This is a genomic window from Bradyrhizobium sp. USDA 327 (assembly GCF_041262065.1).
GTDB classification, from domain to species: Bacteria; Pseudomonadota; Alphaproteobacteria; order Rhizobiales; family Xanthobacteraceae; genus Bradyrhizobium; species Bradyrhizobium liaoningense.
The window spans coordinates 7,516,396-7,532,252 of the sequence record NZ_JBGCCW010000001.1 but is presented as its reverse complement, the minus strand read 5'-3'; the positions used below and the strand labels follow the sequence as shown (position 1 = coordinate 7,532,252).

The 15,857-nt window shown below is 65.8% G+C and carries 12 protein-coding genes and 1 pseudogene; 2 read left to right on the top strand and 11 right to left on the bottom strand.

The annotated features are described in order from the left end of the window. The first annotated feature begins 53 nt into the window (after positions 1–53). Positions 54–560: a MarR family winged helix-turn-helix transcriptional regulator gene (locus ABIA42_RS35475; protein ID WP_370116411.1), complete on the top strand. Its 507-nt coding sequence runs from the start codon at positions 54–56 to the stop codon at positions 558–560. Between the two features lie 194 nt (positions 561–754). Then, on the top strand, positions 755–2,560 hold the full coding sequence (atzF, locus tag ABIA42_RS35470; protein ID WP_370116414.1) for an allophanate hydrolase: 1,806 nt from the start codon (positions 755–757) through the stop codon (positions 2,558–2,560). A 109-nt stretch (positions 2,561–2,669) separates the two neighbouring features. Here atzF and ABIA42_RS35465 read toward each other — a convergent pair whose 3' ends face one another. The 11 genes and pseudogenes from ABIA42_RS35465 to ugpB form a co-directional block, all read right to left on the bottom strand. Then, positions 2,670–3,392, bottom strand: a complete 723-nt coding sequence (locus tag ABIA42_RS35465; RefSeq protein ID WP_271527351.1) for a GntR family transcriptional regulator — start codon at positions 3,390–3,392, stop codon at positions 2,670–2,672. After that, positions 3,389–3,785 (bottom strand): annotated as a pseudogene (gene hpxZ, locus ABIA42_RS35460) (oxalurate catabolism protein HpxZ). The gene ABIA42_RS35465 and the pseudogene hpxZ overlap by 4 nt, the downstream one beginning before the upstream one ends. A 1-nt stretch (position 3,786) precedes the next feature. Further along, the gene (locus ABIA42_RS35455) at positions 3,787–5,181 is read right to left on the bottom strand and encodes an AtzE family amidohydrolase (RefSeq protein WP_271527354.1); all 1,395 of its coding nucleotides are present in this window, start codon (positions 5,179–5,181) and stop codon (positions 3,787–3,789) included. Positions 5,182–5,188: 7 nt separating this feature from the next. Further along, positions 5,189–5,368 (bottom strand): DUF4089 domain-containing protein, encoded by a 180-nt coding sequence (locus tag ABIA42_RS35450; protein WP_028182059.1) that lies wholly within the window; start codon positions 5,366–5,368, stop codon positions 5,189–5,191. 18 nt (positions 5,369–5,386) lie between these two features. Continuing rightward, positions 5,387–7,225, bottom strand: coding sequence for a dipeptide ABC transporter ATP-binding protein (locus tag ABIA42_RS35445; protein WP_370116420.1), 1,839 nt, complete (start codon positions 7,223–7,225; stop codon positions 5,387–5,389). 328 nt (positions 7,226–7,553) lie between these two features. Then, complete coding sequence (locus ABIA42_RS35440) at positions 7,554–8,453, bottom strand: ABC transporter permease (RefSeq protein ID WP_370116423.1); 900 nt, start codon at positions 8,451–8,453, stop codon at positions 7,554–7,556. 262 nt (positions 8,454–8,715) lie between these two features. Further along, on the bottom strand, positions 8,716–9,729 hold the full coding sequence (locus ABIA42_RS35435) for an ABC transporter permease (protein ID WP_035677556.1): 1,014 nt from the start codon (positions 9,727–9,729) through the stop codon (positions 8,716–8,718). Between the two features lie 188 nt (positions 9,730–9,917). Then, positions 9,918–11,540 (bottom strand): ABC transporter substrate-binding protein, encoded by a 1,623-nt coding sequence (locus ABIA42_RS35430; RefSeq protein WP_370116426.1) that lies wholly within the window; start codon positions 11,538–11,540, stop codon positions 9,918–9,920. A 398-nt stretch (positions 11,541–11,938) separates the two neighbouring features. Then, entirely contained in the window at positions 11,939–12,898 is a 960-nt protein-coding gene (locus tag ABIA42_RS35425; RefSeq protein ID WP_370116429.1) for an aminoglycoside phosphotransferase family protein, read from the bottom strand. Between the two features lie 210 nt (positions 12,899–13,108). After that, the gene (locus tag ABIA42_RS35420) at positions 13,109–14,122 is read right to left on the bottom strand and encodes an IS5 family transposase (RefSeq protein ID WP_370113545.1); all 1,014 of its coding nucleotides are present in this window, start codon (positions 14,120–14,122) and stop codon (positions 13,109–13,111) included. A gap of 218 nt (positions 14,123–14,340) precedes the next feature. After that, positions 14,341–15,681, bottom strand: a complete 1,341-nt coding sequence (gene ugpB / locus ABIA42_RS35415; protein WP_370116432.1) for a sn-glycerol-3-phosphate ABC transporter substrate-binding protein UgpB — start codon at positions 15,679–15,681, stop codon at positions 14,341–14,343. Positions 15,682–15,857 lie beyond the last annotated feature (176 nt).

Sequence of the window (15,857 nt, the reverse complement as noted above, 5' to 3'; positions counted from 1 at the left end):
ATCTTTCTCTCGAGGCCGCGAGGCGCTAGGGTTGCGCGACAGGAGAGACCGACGTGACAGCCAGCGCAGCCCGGGCCGACAGCCGCCCCACCCCACGCAAGCGCGCCGGCAACGGCGCGGCACCTCGCGACGTCGCCGATGACGTCGGCCTCGACGCACTGGCCGGCCACGCCGGCTATGCGGTGCGGCGCTTCCAGATCTGGATCTTTCAGGACTTCATCAAGACGCTCGGCGAGGTCGACATCCGGCCGACGCAATACTCGGTGCTGACGGTGATCGGCGCCAATCCGGGTCTGTCGCAGATGGCGGTGGCCAAGCGCCTCGGCATCGAGCGCGCCCGGCTGGTGCACCTGCTCGACAGCCTCGAACAGCGCAAGCTGGTGAAGCGGACCAAGTCGAAGGAGGACCGGCGCTCGCATGCGCTGCACCTCACCGCGCCGGGCGAGACGGCGCTTGAGAAGTTCAAGCGGCTCGCAGCCGAGCACGAACGGCACGTCGAGGCGAAGATCGGCAGGGAGAACAGGGCGCACCTGCTCCGGATCCTCGCCGGCTTCACCTGATCTCGAACTGCCTACGATTTAGGCAGATGCACGTCACGGGTCGCTGACGCGTCCGCTCACGCCCCTGCCGAAATGTCCCCAACCCACTGATCGCACGATAGTATCCACGGCAGTCGTCCTGCCCGGATAATGTACACAATGGCACATCGCTTGCTTCACTCCGGGTGAGGACATGTTGCCGGAGTTTTGTCGCCATGGGGGCTGAGCAGCCTGAAACGATCGCCGCGATTGTGGCCGCGCACCGCGCGGGCACGCTGACGCCGGCGCAGACGGTCGCGCGGGCCTATCAGCGCATCCGCGACCACGATGACCCCGCCGTGTTCATCAGCCTGCGCGACGAGAAGGATGCGATCGCGGAGGCCGAACGTCTCGCCACGAAAGACGCCGCCGGCCTGCCGCTCTATGGCGTGCCGGTCGCGGTGAAGGACAATATCGACGCGCTGGGCTTTCCGACCACGGCCGCTTGCCCGGCCTTCTCGTACACGCCGGCGCACGATTCGACAGCCGTGGAGCGCCTGCGCGCCGCCGGCGCCATCATCATCGGCAAAACCAATCTCGACCAGTTCGCAACCGGCCTCGTCGGCGTCCGTTCGCCCTACGGCATTCCCAAAAATTCAATCCGCGAGGATCTCATTCCCGGCGGCTCGAGCTCGGGCTCGGCGGTCGCGGTCGGCGCCGGGCTCGTGCCGCTGTCGCTCGGCACCGACACCGCCGGCTCCGGCCGCGTGCCGGCAATGCTCAACAACATCGTCGGGCTGAAGCCGAGCCTCGGCATGATCTCGACCGCGGGTCTGGTGCCGGCCTGCCGCACGCTCGACTGCATCTCGGTATTCGCACTGACGGTCGACGACGCCGCCCTCGCGCTGTCGGTGATGGCCGGCCCGGACCAGGCCGACCCATTCTCGCGCGACCGGCCGCTTGGCGCGATCACGCCGTTGCCGGCAAACTTGCGCCTGGGCGTGCCGCGCAAGGGGCAGCTGATCTTCTTCGGCGACAAGAAAGCGGAAGCCGCTTACGGCGATGCACTGAAGCGATGGACTGCGCTTGGCGCCACATTGGTCGAGTTCGACCTCGAGCCGTTCTACGAGACGGCGCGGCTGCTCTACGAGGGTCCCTGGGTCGCCGAGCGCTACCTCGTGATCAAGGACCTGCTCGCCTCCGCGCCTGACACGATCCATCCCGTGACGCGCGAGATCACCGCCGCCGGCGCGCGGCTGACCGCGGCGGAAACCTTCTCGGCGCTCTATCGTCTGCAAGGGCTTCGCAAGACCGCCGAGCGCACGTTCGCCAATATCGACGCGCTGGTGCTGCCGACGGCGCCGACGGCCTACACGACCGCACAGGTGCTCGCCAACCCGATCGAGCTCAACAGCCGTCTCGGCACCTACACCAATTTCGTCAACCTGCTCGACCTCTGCGGCCTCGCCATACCCGCATCGATGCGCAGCGACGGCATTCCGTTCGGCATCACGCTGCTCGCGCCCGCAGGACGCGACTCGCTGCTCGCCAGCATCGGCCGCGTCTTCCATGCGGATACCCGGCTGAGCCTCGGCGCAAAGGGCACGGCGCAAGCGCCGCTCCCGCCGCTGCCGGCCAGCAGCGGCGACGAGATTCCGATCGCGGTGGTCGGCGCGCATCTCTCCGGCATGGCATTGAACGGTGAGTTGACGGCGTTGAACGGGCACCTGATCGAGGCGACGAAGACTGCGCCGGACTACAAGCTCTATGCGCTGCCGACCACGCCGGCCAAGCCGGGCATGCTCCGCGTCGAAGCCGGCAAGGGCGCCGCGATCGAGCTGGAGATCTGGTCGCTGTCGTCATCCGCCTTCGGCAGGTTCGTCAACGCGATCCCCGCGCCGATGGCAATCGGGACGGTTCGCTTGGCGGACGGCCGCAGCGTGAAGGGCTTTCTCGTCGAGCCGGAAGTGCTGGGCGAGGCGCGCGACATCACGGCGTATGGGGGATGGCGCGCCTTCATGAAGGAAGCCGCGACAGCGTAGGTCTCGTAGGGTGGGCAAAGCGAAGCGTGCCCACCATTCCGTCCATCATGAAAAGATGGTGAGCACGGCGCTTTGCGCCTTTGCCCACCCTACGGCACCACGTGTGCGGCTACACCGACACCGCGTAGATCTCGTACTCTCCGCGCACCAATTCGATATGCGCGCGCATCGCAGCTGCTGCACCTTGCTTGTCGCCGCGCATTACGGCGACGACGACGCGGTCGTGCTCGGCTTGCGACTTGGCGAGGCGGCCGAGATTGCGGAACTGGGCGCGTCGAAACGGCTGCACCCGGACGCGGGTGGCGAGCGTGATCTCGGCGATGTAACCGTTCTGCGATCCGGCGTAGATCGCGTTGTGGAAGCGCTCGTTGACCTCGTGGAAACGCTCGGGATTGCCGGTGTAGCTCAGCACCCGCAGCTCCTCGTGGATGGCCTCCAGGCCGTGACGCTCGGCCGCCGACATGCGTTCGGCGGCAAGGCATGCGCACAATGCCTCGAGCTCCGCCATCGCCTCGAACATGCCTTTCAGCCGCTCGACGGATGGCTGCGCCACCACCGCGCCGCGATGAGGCCGCGCCTCGACCAGCCCGCTCGCCACCAGCTGGCGCAGCGCCTCGCGCACTGGCGTGCGCGAGACGTTGAAGCGCCGTGCGATGTCGGTCTCGTCCAGCGGAGAGCCCGGCGCCAGCATTCCGCGCACGATCTCGTCGGCAAGTTGAAGGCGCAGCTCCTCGGCGCGCGTGACCTTCTGCACCGATGGCAGTGCCCGGTCGACGCGGGGCACCACCGGCTCGGCCGGCAATGTTCCCCGCGGAAGATCATCAAGCGTCATACGGTCTCTTTCGGCTCGTCGATGATGCTGACATGAGGCCGCGACGACGCGCCAGCCCTCCGGGAAGCGAATCCACGTCTGCATCTGCCGGCCGACCTTGCCGGGCGCCGTGTCGCGATAGAACAGGGTGGAGGCAACGGCCGTGTCGCGGCCGTAGCTGGTGATCACCGTCTTTGCGGTGCGCCGGTTCAACCCGACGGGCGAGCGCGCGGCGCGGAAGCCGGAGATGGCCTCATAGCCGTAGAGGTTCTCGCCGATGCCGTAGCGCAGCGTGCGGGGATCGTTGCGAAAGAGCTCGCCGAGCACGGCGACGTCGTTGCTGACGAGGGCCTGCTCATAGCGATCGAACGCGGCTTTGACTTCCGCGATCACCTCGGGGAGATCAATCTCCATCTCAGAATCCTCTTGGCGCGGGCGCAGCAGCGACGCCCATCTTCTCCAACGCGTGCGCGACGCGCAGCGCGATGTCCTCGCGCCAGGGCGCACAGATGATCTGCACGCCGATCGGCAGCGGCTCGAGCGGCACCGGCACCGCAACGACCGGCAGGCCGATGAACGAGATCGGCTGGGTGTGGATGCCGATATTGGCGCGCACCGGCAGCTCGACGCCGTCGAGGTTGAAATTCACCTGGCCGAGCTTTGGCGCGGTGCAGGGCGTCGCCGGCGCCAGCAGCACGTCGACCGATTTGAAGATCTCGGCAAGCTGGGCGCGATACCAGCGGCGGAATTTCTGCGCGCGATCGACCAGCGGCGCCGGCACCATGGCGCCCGCGATCAGCCGGTCGCGCACGGCCGGATCGAAATCGTTCGGGCGCTTGCGCAGGCGATCGAGATGCAGCGAGGCGCCCTCGGTCGTAGTGATGACATAGGCCGCGGCGCGTGCGCGCGAAGCTTCGGGCACCTCGACCACCCGCGTTGCGCCAAGCGCCTTGGCAACGCGGCTGACGGCCTCGACCGCTTCCGGAAACACGTTCTTCTGGAAGTGACCGCCGGCAACGGCGATGCGTAGATCCGAGACCGGATTGGCGAGCAGCGGCAGCGTCGGTTCCAGGCCACGCGTCGTGCAGGCGGCATCGTCGGCATCCGGGCCCTGCATCACGTCATAGGCGAGCGCGAGATCGGTGACGGAGCGCGCGAACGGACCGAGATGATCGAGGCTCGCCACGAACGGGAACGACCGCGCTCGCGACAGCCGGCCGTAGGTCGGCTTCAGGCCGAAGATGCCGCAGAACGACGACGGCACGCGGATCGAGCCGTTGGTGTCCGAGCCGAGCGCGATCGGCACCAGAGCGCCGCCGACGGCGCTGCCCGAGCCGCCCGACGAACCGCCGCTCATCCGCGTGGTGTCGTGCGGATTGCGCGAGGGGCCGTCGTGGACGTTCTCGCCGGTGAAGTCGTAGGCGTATTCGCCCATGTTGAGCGCGCCGACGAGAACGGCGCCGGCGGCTTCCATCCGCTCGATCAGCGCCGCATCGCGCGTCGCAGGCGCGCGATCGCGGTTGATCTTCGAGCCTGCACGGGTCGGCAGGCCGGAAACGTCGAACAGGTTCTTCACCGCGAAGGGAACGCCCGCAAGCGGACCGACTTCCTTGCCGGCCGCGATATCGGCATCGATCGCGCGCGCCTTGGCGCGGGCACGATCGGCGGTGACGTCGGTAAAGGCGTTGAGGACGGTGTCGTGCTGCTTGATGCGCGCGAGCGCGGCTTCGGTGGCATCGAGCGCGGACATCTTGCCGCCCGCAACCGCACTCGCGATCTCGGAGGCCATCATCTCTGGCTTTGCGGTCATGGCGGCGTCAGGCGGTAAAAACGGGCGCCGGCTCGGTCTCGTCCGGCAGCGCGAATTCGTCGACAAGACGGGCGAGCCGCAGCGAGACCTCGAGGTTGGCGCGCACCGCGGGCCTCCAGGCCTCCTCGACCGGCAGCGCCAGCGCTTTCGATACGGCGTCGATATAGTCGTCCAGCGGTTCGGCCATCACTCTCTCAAGCTGATCTCAATGCACCGGCAACGGCGGATGCGGAATCGCCGTCAGCAGCTCCTTGGTGTAGTCGTCCTGCGGATCGCTCAGGACCTGCTCGGAAGAGCCTTCCTCGACGATTCGACCCGTCCGCATGACAATGACACGATCGCACAACAAGCGCACCACATTCAAATCATGCGAGACGAACAGATAGCTCATACCTAGCCGCGCCTTGAGGTCCTGCAGCAGATTGAGCACCACGGCCTGGACCGAGACGTCCAGCGCCGCCGTCGGCTCATCGAGAATGACGAGCTTGGGATGCAGGGCGATCGCCCGGGCGATGCCGACGCGGGCCTTCTGGCCGCCGGACAATTGGTGCGGGAAGCGGTCGAGCAGATTGTGCGGCAGGCCGACCATGGTGGCCAGCTCCTCGCAGCGGGCGCGGAGCGCGTCGCGCCCCTTGATGTCACCCAATTGCATGATCGGGTCGGCGATGGCGCGCGCGGCGGTGAAGCGCGGGTTGAGGCTGTCGGTCGGATCCTGGAACACCATCTGGATGCGGCTGCGCTGCGGCAGCCGAGCAAACGATGCCGGCTGGATGGCACCGATGTCCTCGCCGTCGAACTTGATCAGGCCGGAGGTCTGGTCGAGCAGCCGCATCACCATCATCGACGTGGTCGATTTGCCGCAGCCGGATTCGCCGACGAGGCCGACGCTCTCGCCATGGCCGACCGAGAAGCTGATGCCGTCGACGGCGCGGAACACGTCGGGCTCGACCGGCGGCTTGCGGCCGAACAGTTTTCCGAGCACGGCGGTCGCGCCCTGGCGGGGATATTCCTTGACGAGCTTGTCGACGAGGAGGAGGGGTGCCTTCTCGCTCTCCCTGCTTGCGGGGTCGCGACGAGCTTCGCTCGCGCTGAGAGGGTCGGGGTGAGAGGGACTCTCCGCGAGCACGATGCCTGGAGAGTTCCCCTCACCCGCCGCGCTGGGCGCGTCAGCCTCTCCCCGCATGCGCGGAGAGGCGAAGGAAGCCGTCGTCGCGGGTTCATCTTCCGGCAACAGATCGCGCAGGCTCACCCCGAGCCGCGGCGTCGCGCGCATCAGCTTCTTGGTGTAGGGGTGCTGCGGATTGGCGAAGATGTCGGCGGCTTTCGCGGTCTCGACCACGCGTCCCTTCTCCATCACGACGACGCGGTCGCAGTAGGCGGCGGCCAGGCCAAGGTCGTGCGTGATCAGGATGGTCGACATCGCGCGGCGCCTGGTCAGCTCGACGATCAGATCCATCACCGCCTTCTGCGTGGTGACGTCGAGGCCGGTGGTCGGCTCGTCCGCTATCAGGAGCTGCGGATTGCAGGCGAGCGCGAGCGCGATGACGACGCGCTGGCACATGCCGCCCGAGAGCTCGAAGGGATAGGCGTGGTAGCGCTCGCGCGGGCGGGCGATCTTGACCTGCTCCAGCGCTTCGATCGCCTTCTCGCCGTGATCGGCCACCTGGGCCTGCTGCACATGGGTGCGCAGCACGTCTTCGATCTGGTCGCCGACTTTGCGGATCGGGTTCAGCGCCGCGCGCGGATTCTGGAAGATCATCGAGACTTCGCGGCCACGCAAGTCGCGCATCTGGTCTTCGGTCGCGGCCTTGACGTCGATGCCGGAGAACATCACCGAGCCCTCGGCAATCCGCCCGGCACGGTCGAGGATGCGCATCACGGCATAGGAGGTCACCGACTTGCCGGAGCCGGACTCGCCGACGATGGCGAGCGTCTCGCCCTTGGCGACGGAGATGTTGACGTGCTGCACCGCTTTCACGATGCCGCGACGGGTCGTGAACTCGACGGTGAGGTCCTGGACGTCGAGCAGGGGCTGCGCGGTCATGGGCGGCTCCCGTCAGTCAAAAGGTCGAAAACAACCCCATGCACAGTAGATATGAACTTGGAATCATTGAGGAATTTTGGCCAGAATTTTGCGTGTGAGACAGGCACTGCTCTCTCATTCCCTCCCCCCTTGTGGGGGAGGGTCAGGGAGGGGGGTGCCACACGGGGACCGTCTCCGCATGCGAGCATCGCGACATCCGCCCCATGGATACTTTTTCCTGGGCTACCCCCCTCCCCACCCCTCCCCCACAAGGGGGGAGGGAGCGAGAGAGTTGCGCCCACCTGACATTCGAGGCGAGCGTTGCTCATCCCGCACTGGTCACCAATCATCACGTCCTCCGCTGGGGATCGACGATGTCGCGCAGGCCGTCGCCGAGGAGGTTGAAGCAGAACACGGCGATCATCAGGGCCAGGCCGGGGAATAGCGCGATCCACCATTCCCCTGACACCATGAAGCCGGCGCCCTCCGCGACCATGATGCCCCATTCGGCGGTGGGCGGACGAACGCCGAGGCCGATGAAGGACAGGCCCGCGGCGTTGAGGATGGCGTAGCCCATGGTCAGCGACATCTGCACGATCATGATCGGCATGATGTTCGGGAGAATGTGCACCAGGAGGATGCGGAATTCGCCGTTGCCCGACAGGCGCGCCGCCTGCACGAAGCCGGCGTTGCGGCGGACATTCGCTTCGGCGCGCGCGACACGGGCATAGAGCGGGAAGTTCACGATCGCGGTGGCCAGGATGATGTTCTGCACGGTGTTGCCGAGCGCGGCGACGATGCCCATGGCGAGCACGAACAGCGGGAACGCCATGATGGTGTCGGCGATGCGGCCGACGATGCGGTCGGTCCAGCCGCCGAAGTAACCCGCCGCGATGCCGGCGAGCCCGCCCATCAGGAACACCAGCGCGACGGATGCGACCGCGATGAAGACGTCGAGCCGGGTTGCGACGATGACGCGGCTGAAGATGTCGCGCCCGAGCTGGTCGGTGCCGAACCAGTGCGCCGTCGACGGCGGCTTCAGGGCAGCGGCAGTGTCGGAGGCGAGCGGATCGTAGGGCACCACATAGGGCCCGAAGATCGCGGCGGCGAGGATCAGGATCAGCAGCGCGAAGGCAAAGCCCGTGACCTTGTTCTCGCCGAGCACGTAACGGGTCTGTTCGAGGATCGCGACCAGTCCGGACGTGCGCGCGGGACCGACAGGCTCGGCGGCAGGCGCAACGGAGCTCATGGCTTCACTCCTGGAGCGTTTGCGCGTTGGGATGAATTGACGCGCCGCGAACTCGGTTTACCTCTCCCGCTTGCGGGAGAGGTCGCGCCCAACGGGTCGCGCCGAAGGCGCGCCCGATGACAGGCTCCGACGCGGGTGAGGGCTTTCTCCTCTTGGGGGTTCTCGACCGCGGAGAAACCCTCTCCCCAACCCTCCCCCGCAAGCGGGGGAGGGGGAGGGAGCGCACCGTTCGCATGACTCGCATCCGACACGATCATATAGGCTATCCCTCCAGCCGCACGCGCGGATCGATCACGCCATAGAGAATGTCGATCACGAGGTTGAGCAGCACGTACATGACCGCCATGGTCAGCACGAAACCCTGCACCGGCGCAAAGTCCGACGAGATCAGCGCTTCCACCGCATAGGAGCCGATGCCGGGCCAGGCGAAGACTTTCTCGACCAGCACATTGGCGCCCAGCAGGAACGAGAACACCATGCTGAGCGTGGTGATGACCGGAAGCATCGCGTTGCGGAAGGCGTAGGTGACGATCACGGTTGCGGGCGACAGGCCGCTGGCGCGCGCAGTGCGGACGAACTCGCTGGCGAGCACCGCCAGCATCGAGGCGCGCGTCATGCGCGCGATCGGCGCCAGCGAGAAGATCGCGAGCGTCGTCGCCGGCAGGATCAGCTGGCTCAGCGCCGAGCGGAATGCCTCGACGTCGCGCGCGAGCAGGGTGTCGATGAGGTAAAAGCCGGTCACCGTCGGCGGCGCGCTGTAGAACACATCCAACCGGCCGAGCGGCGCAGGCGACCAGCCGAGGCGGAAGTAGAACACGTAGACCAGCACGAGGCCGGTGAAGAACACCGGCAGCGACACTCCCGCCGTCGTCGTGACCCGGCAGAGATGGTCGATCCAGGAGCCCGGCCGGGTTGCCGCCAGCACGCCGAGCGGAATCGCGATCGCGATCGAGACGAAGAGGCCGAGCAAGGTCAACTCGGCGGACGCCGGCAGGCGGTTGCGGATTTCGGCCGCGACAGGCTGGCCGGTGGTGAGCGAGTTGCCGAAATCGCCATGGGCGAGGTCGTTGGCATAGCGGAAGAACTGCTCGACCAGCGGCTTGTCGAGACCGAGCTTCTTGCGGATCTGCTCGACCGCTTCCTTCGTTGCGGCAGGGCCGGCGAAGTACGCCGCCGGATCACCGGGCAGCGCGCGCGTCAGCAGGAAGGTGACGATGACGACGCCGATCAGCGAGGGAATCGCGAACATCAGGCGCTTGCCGATCATGGTCAGCATGGGGCGCTCCTGCGCGTGTTGCGCACGCTGCTCGCCACACACTCCGCCGCGTTCCCTCCCCCCTTGTGGGGGAGGGTTAGGGAGGGGGGTAGCTCCGCGATAGGTCGGAGTTCGTGGCTACCCCTCTCCCCAACCCTCCCCCACAAGGGGGGAGGGAGCCCGAAGAGCGTGCTCACCTCACTCATGACTCACCCCTTCGCCATCGCGCGATAATCGAGCCTGCGGTGGAACCAGTATTGGTAACCGCTGATGTTCTTCTGCATCGCGACGTTGACGAAGGGCTGGTACAGCGGGATGCGCGGCACGTCGGTGTAGGCGAGATCGACGAAGCCCTTCACGTCCTTGTCGTAGGTCGCCGTGTCGCCGGTCGCAGCGGCCGTGCGCGCGCCATCGATCAGCTTGTCCATCTCCGCCGACTTGTAGCTCATGGTGTTGAAGACGGAATTGTTGCCGTGATAGCACCAGTAGAAGAAGTATTCGGGATAATCGAGCCAGCCCGAGAACACGTTGGTGAAGAGCGGCATCTCCTTCTTGTTCAACTCGGTGCGCCAGTTGGCGCCGGGCACCTTGTTGATGGTGGTCTTGATGCCGAGCTGGGCGAGCGATTCCTGCACCAGCACGCAGAGCGGCTCGTTGACGCCCGCGAAGTTGAGGTCGAACGAGATCGTGGTCTCGAAGCCGTTGGCGTAGCCGGCCTCGGCCAGCAGCGCCTTCGCCTTCTCCATGTCGGTGTTGAACTTGTGCGGCTGCGGCCAGGCGACCTCGGTCGGCTTGTCCTTGGGCGCACCGAACATGGGATTGCCGAGGCCGAACAGCACGGCGTCCATGATCTTCTGGTACGGCATCGCATAGGCCATGGCCTGCCGCACCTTCGGATTGTCGAAGGGCGGCTTGGTCACGTTCATGCCGATATACTGGATGCCGTTCGAGAACGGCAGCGACACCACGTTGAGCTTGCCGTTCGCCTTCATCTCCTGGAAATCCTTGAACGGCAGCTCATAGGAGATGTCGGCGTCGCCGCGCTCGAGCAGCGCACGGCGATTGCCGGCCTGCGGCACCATGCGCCAGATCACGCGCTTGATCTTCGGCAGGGGACCGCCGACCCAGTCGTCGTTGCGCTCCATCACCACTTCGGTGCCGGCGGTCCATTTCACCACCTTGTAGGCGCCGGAGCCCGCGGTCTGCTGCTTGGTGAACTCGAGACCCCAGGGGTCCTTTTCGCTGGCGTTCTTCTTCACCAGCTCGGAATTGACGATGCAGGGCACGATGACGGCGAGATCGGGGATCGTGAGCCTATCCTTCTTCAGGAAGTCGACGCGCACCGTATGATCGTCGATCACGACGAACTGCTCCGGCTTGGTCAGCGAGCCCGCGCTCATCTGGAAGGTCGGGAAGCCGCCGACGCTGACGGCGCGGTCGAGCGACCATTTCACGTCCTTGGCGGTGACCGGCGCACCGTCGTGGAATTTGGCGTTCTTCTTCAGCTTGAAGGTGACCGACATGTCGTCGATCTTGAAGTCCTCGGCCAGCTCGCCCTTGAACTTGTCGCGATCGTAATAGGGCACGCCGCCGGGGCCGCTCTTCATCTCGTGGCTGATCAGGCGGTCGTAGCAATTCCAGGACACCTCATAGCCGGGCACGTTGGTGCCGATGCCGTGGATGTCGAGATTGTTGGGGCCGCCTTCGGAGACGATCAGCAGCGTCTCGGAGCGGGCATCGGCCCTGGCGGAGGAGACGACCGATGGCATGGCCGGAAGCGCCGCTCCCGCGGCCAACCCGGAAACGGATTTGAGGAAATCGCGGCGCTTCATGAAATTGCTCCAACACAAAGTTTTGGTTGGAACCGCTTTCGCAAGGTTCGTGCCAGAGCTTAACGAGGCATTACCCGCGGATTAACATGCTGATTTTATTCATGTTATGCCATTCCTGGCGGAAATTGAAGAGAGCGGCCACGCCTCGTATTGCATACAAAGAGAGATGATTGCCTAAAACATAGGCCGATAAATGGAGGAGCCCATTTGGAAGGCGAGGACAGAACCCTCCCTTCGGAGGACGCCGCATTGCAGCGGCACCCCGGCCGTCATCCCGAGGCGATGCGTAGCATCGAGCCCGGAAATCCATCGGGCGGCAGAACGCGCGGGACAATGGATTCCGGGCTCGCCGCTCCGCGGCGCCCCGGAATGACATCGGGAGGCGCAGCGGGGAGCGCTCACCCTGGCCAGATCAAGTCCTGAAGCTCGACCAGGTCCGCCACCCTCTCCTGCCAGCCTTCGATGCAGATGTGGCTGTTGAGGTCGCTGGCGCGGTGCAGCAGCATCAAGGCCATCAAGCGGCGCTTGAGCGCGAAATCGAGCTTCGTATAGCCAAAGCCTTCGAGCAGGCTCCTCACCCTGCCCGGCCGTCCCGCCGCCATGAAGGCGCTGGGGCCGAGCAAATCGTAATCGCGCCATCCTGCGAGCACGTCGCCGAAGTCGAACAGGCCTTTGAGCGACCATTCGCCGTCATCGCTGGCGAGCAAAAAGTTCTCCGGGATGTATTCGCCGATCAGGATCACCGGCGGTGCGTCCATCGGAATCAGCCGAGCTGCGTCGCGAAGGAGATCGTCGAGACCTGAGAGAAACTTCGGTGCAAGGCCAAGACGCGCATGCCGCGCCTTGCAGCCCTGCATCTGGGCGCGCATGAACGCGTCCCAGCGCGGCTCGATATGCGCGAGCTCCCCAAGAGGGACGCGCTGCACGGAAGCGATGGTCTCGCCGATCTGGCGCAGCACGCGCTCCTTCTGGTCTTCCGGCAAATGCGGCCAGACCTCCGAGCCGAGCGTGCCGGCAAGGCGCGTGATGACGAGATAGGGCCAGCCGTCGCGCACGCCTTCCGCGACGATCTCGGGGATCGGCAGGTGAAGACGACCGGCAAGCTGCATCAACGAGGCGCGCTCGGAGACGAATTGAGCGCGGAGCAGCGGCGGGAAGATCTTGAGGATCAGCCTGTCGCCGAGCCCGATCACGAGATTGGTCCCGGTCGGAAACACATGCGGCGAGCCGACATCGAGACTATGTCCGCGCGCGATGTCGAGCGCGATCGGCAGCCATTGCGAGGACGCGGAGCGAAAGGCGCGAAAGCTTTCGGCGTCGGTGAGGTGAGGAAGTTGTTGCGACGGCATGATTGTCATTGGCGCTTGCGTATCGAAAGCAGGATTGGCTTTGGTTGGCTCGATGCCAGCCGAGAAGACGGTGCACCTCTCCCGCTTGCGAGAGCTTTGCATAATTGGATGTAAGGGACTGGTTCCCGATGTCGGGCTTTTTTTGCGCGGGGTCGGACGGCGCGCGGGCGTTGAATGGTTGGGTTTTCGCGGCCAACCGATGGCGTTGGGCGGCGGCGGTCATGCCGCAGCTCCCGCAGGAGACAGCACTGCCCATCGTTTGAGATTCATGGCGAGGCAGATCAGGCGCAGACGCGTCTGGTTGCGCGCCAAGCCGAGATAGCGGGCGCGCGCCCAGCGGTAGCTGCCCTTGAGGCGCGCGAAGACCTGCTCGACCGGTGCGCGGCGCTTTCCCACAGCGTCGTTGAAGCGCTTCTGCCGCTCGGTCAGCGGATGATGCTTGTTGGGCCGAAACATCAGCCGCGGCTTGATGCCTCGCGCACGGAGGCCGCTGCGGCGCTCGTGCTTGTCATAGGCCTGGTCGGCGTAGACCGCCTTCTCATCACCACAGATCAACTCGTCGGCGGGCACCGTGTCGTTGACCGCAGCATCGGTCAGCTTGTTGCGGCGGATGATGGCCGAGCCCTTGTCGATGCCGACATGCGCCTTGTAGCCGAAGTATCGTTTGCCGCCCTTCTTGGTCCAGCGCGCATCCGGATCGCGCTTGCTGTTGACCAGTTTGCTCGGCGCCCGGCCGTCCGGGCCGGGCGGCTGCGGGTCCTCTGGCGGCTTTGGCGGCTTCACCGCCGCCGGGATCAGGCTCGCATCGATCAGTGTGCCCCGCCGCAGCACCAGCCCATGCGCCTCGATCTGGCGCAGGATCTCACCGAACAGCGTCTCGTCCAGGCCGGCCCGCTGCAAAGCGTCGCGGAAGCGCCAGATCGTTGCGTGGTCGGGGGTCTCGTCGCCCAGCACAAAGCCGCAGAAATCGCGGAACGAGGCGCGATCATCCAGCGCCTCTTCAAGCTCAGGATCGGACAGCCCGTACCATTGCTGCAGCAGCAGCGCCTTGAACATCACCAGCCGCGGATAGGCCGGCGCGCCCCGCTCCGGTTCCGGCAGACCGCCCAGCACGCGCGCCACTGCCGCCCAATCGACCAGTTCGCCAACCCGCCTCAGCACCCGATTGCCTTTCCCTCGCCGCGACACCAGCGCGTCCGCGAAGCTCGGTTGTCCAACCTGCCGATATGCCATCCCCAGCCCCCTACCAATCAAGCCGAGAGAATTGCAGATTCGTGCTTTATGCAAAGCTCTCGCTTGCGGGAGAGGTCGGCACGTAGTGCCGGGTGAGGGTTTTCTCCTCTTGGGGATTGTCCCATTGCGGAAGCACCCTCTCCCCAACCCTCCCCCGCAAGCGGGGGAGGGAGCGCACCTCGCTTGCGGCTACAGCGATATCCAATCGCGACACGCCGCTACCGTTCCGGACTTGCGCGCTCGAACTGGCGCAGCAGCTTGTTGCCGCGCTCGACGGCGGAATCCAGTGCGGCTTGCGCGCTCTTCTGGCCGGCAAAGGCCTGCTCCAGCTCGTCCTCGATGGCGCCGCGGATCAGAACGAAGGAGCCGAGCCGGATGCCCTTCGAGTTCTCCGTCGGCGGATGCAGCGTGATCTCCTCGAACGAGATCGCCGAGCCCGGATTGCGCTCGTAGAAACCCTGCGACCGCGTCAGCTCGAAAGCGGCGCGGGTCACAGGCAGGTAGCCGGTGTTCTGGTGCCAGGCGGCCTGCACGGCGGGTTGCGACAGATAGGCAAAGAACCGCGCCACACCCTTGTATTCCTGGCGGGGACGGTCGCGCAGCACCCAAAGCGTGGCGCCGCCGATGATCGAATTCTGCGGCGCGTCCTTTGCGTCGGGCCAGTACGGCATCATGCCGTAGCCGATCTCGAACTTCGAATTCGCCTTGATGTCGGCACGCGTCGCCGAGGAGCCGATGAAGATGCCGCATTCGCCCTTCTGGAAGCGCGGCTCGGCTGCTTGCCCGCGGCCGCTGTAGTCGAACAGCCTGGTCTTCTGCCACTCCGCGAGTTGGGCGAGGTGCTTGACGAGAAGCGGATTGTTGATGGTCAATTCGGCATCGAGCCCGGCAAAGCCGTTCGCCCGCGTCGCCAGGGCCAAATTGTGGAAGGCGGAGAAATTCTCGACATGGATCCAGGACGGCCAGGACGTGGTGAAGCCGCAGGCCGCGCCATGGTCGCGCAGGCGCTTTGCGGCCGCCCCCAATTCCGGCCAGGTCTTCGGCGGCGCCTCCGGATCGAGGCCCGCCTCGCGGAACATGGTCTTGTTGTAGTAGAGGATCGGGGTCGAGGAATTGAACGGGAAGGACAGCAGATTGCCGGCCGCATCGGTGTAGTAGCCGGAGACCGCGGGCAGGTAATCGCCCAGCGAGAACGGCTCGCCCTGGTCCCGCATCAGGCTGAACACCGGATAGATCGCGCCCTTGGCCGCAGTCATGGTGGCGGTGGCGACCTCGTTGACCTGGACGATCGCCGGCTGGCTGCGCGAGCGGAAGGCGAAGATCGCGGCCGTCACCGTCTCGGTGTAATTGCCCTTGTAGGCAGGCACGATCCGGTAGTCGGACTGCGAGGCGTTGAAGTCGGAGGCGAGCTTGTCGAGCTGCCGGCCGAGCTCGCCGGACATGGCGTGCCACAGCGCGATGTCGGTGGCGGCACGCGCCCCGGAGGTCAATGTGAGGACCACGAAGACGGCGACGACCTGCAAGAGGCGCAATGCTGAAGTCACGATAGCTCTTCCCATGTCGCGCGGCGGACGGCGACCTTATCCTGCTTACGGCGCGGCATTTGCGGTTTCAACCGGGAATGAGCGCCGGCCGCGCCGCACAATCGGCCCGGCGGGATGGCCTTCCCTTTACCATCTGCTAGAGACCCGTTCCGATCGGACGGGTCTCTAGATTCTTAATTTGACGCGTTTTC

Bases quoted from the DNA above. Each gene is read 5' to 3' on its own strand.
- atzF (WP_370116414.1), top strand. From the start codon at position 755: ATGGGGGCTGAGCAGCCTGAAACGATCGCCGCGATTGTGGCCGCGCAC.
- ABIA42_RS35465 (WP_271527351.1), bottom strand. From the start codon at position 3,392: ATGACGCTTGATGATCTTCCGCGGGGAACATTGCCGGCCGAGCCGGTG.
- ABIA42_RS35455 (WP_271527354.1), bottom strand. From the start codon at position 5,181: ATGACCGCAAAGCCAGAGATGATGGCCTCCGAGATCGCGAGTGCGGTT.
- ABIA42_RS35450 (WP_028182059.1), bottom strand. From the start codon at position 5,368: ATGGCCGAACCGCTGGACGACTATATCGACGCCGTATCGAAAGCGCTG.
- ABIA42_RS35445 (WP_370116420.1), bottom strand. From the start codon at position 7,225: ATGACCGCGCAGCCCCTGCTCGACGTCCAGGACCTCACCGTCGAGTTC.
- ABIA42_RS35440 (WP_370116423.1), bottom strand. From the start codon at position 8,453: ATGAGCTCCGTTGCGCCTGCCGCCGAGCCTGTCGGTCCCGCGCGCACG.
- ABIA42_RS35435 (WP_035677556.1), bottom strand. From the start codon at position 9,729: ATGCTGACCATGATCGGCAAGCGCCTGATGTTCGCGATTCCCTCGCTG.
- ABIA42_RS35430 (WP_370116426.1), bottom strand. From the start codon at position 11,540: ATGAAGCGCCGCGATTTCCTCAAATCCGTTTCCGGGTTGGCCGCGGGA.
- ABIA42_RS35425 (WP_370116429.1), bottom strand. From the start codon at position 12,898: ATGACAATCATGCCGTCGCAACAACTTCCTCACCTCACCGACGCCGAA.
- ABIA42_RS35420 (WP_370113545.1), bottom strand. From the start codon at position 14,122: ATGGCATATCGGCAGGTTGGACAACCGAGCTTCGCGGACGCGCTGGTG.
- ugpB (WP_370116432.1), bottom strand. From the start codon at position 15,681: ATGGGAAGAGCTATCGTGACTTCAGCATTGCGCCTCTTGCAGGTCGTC.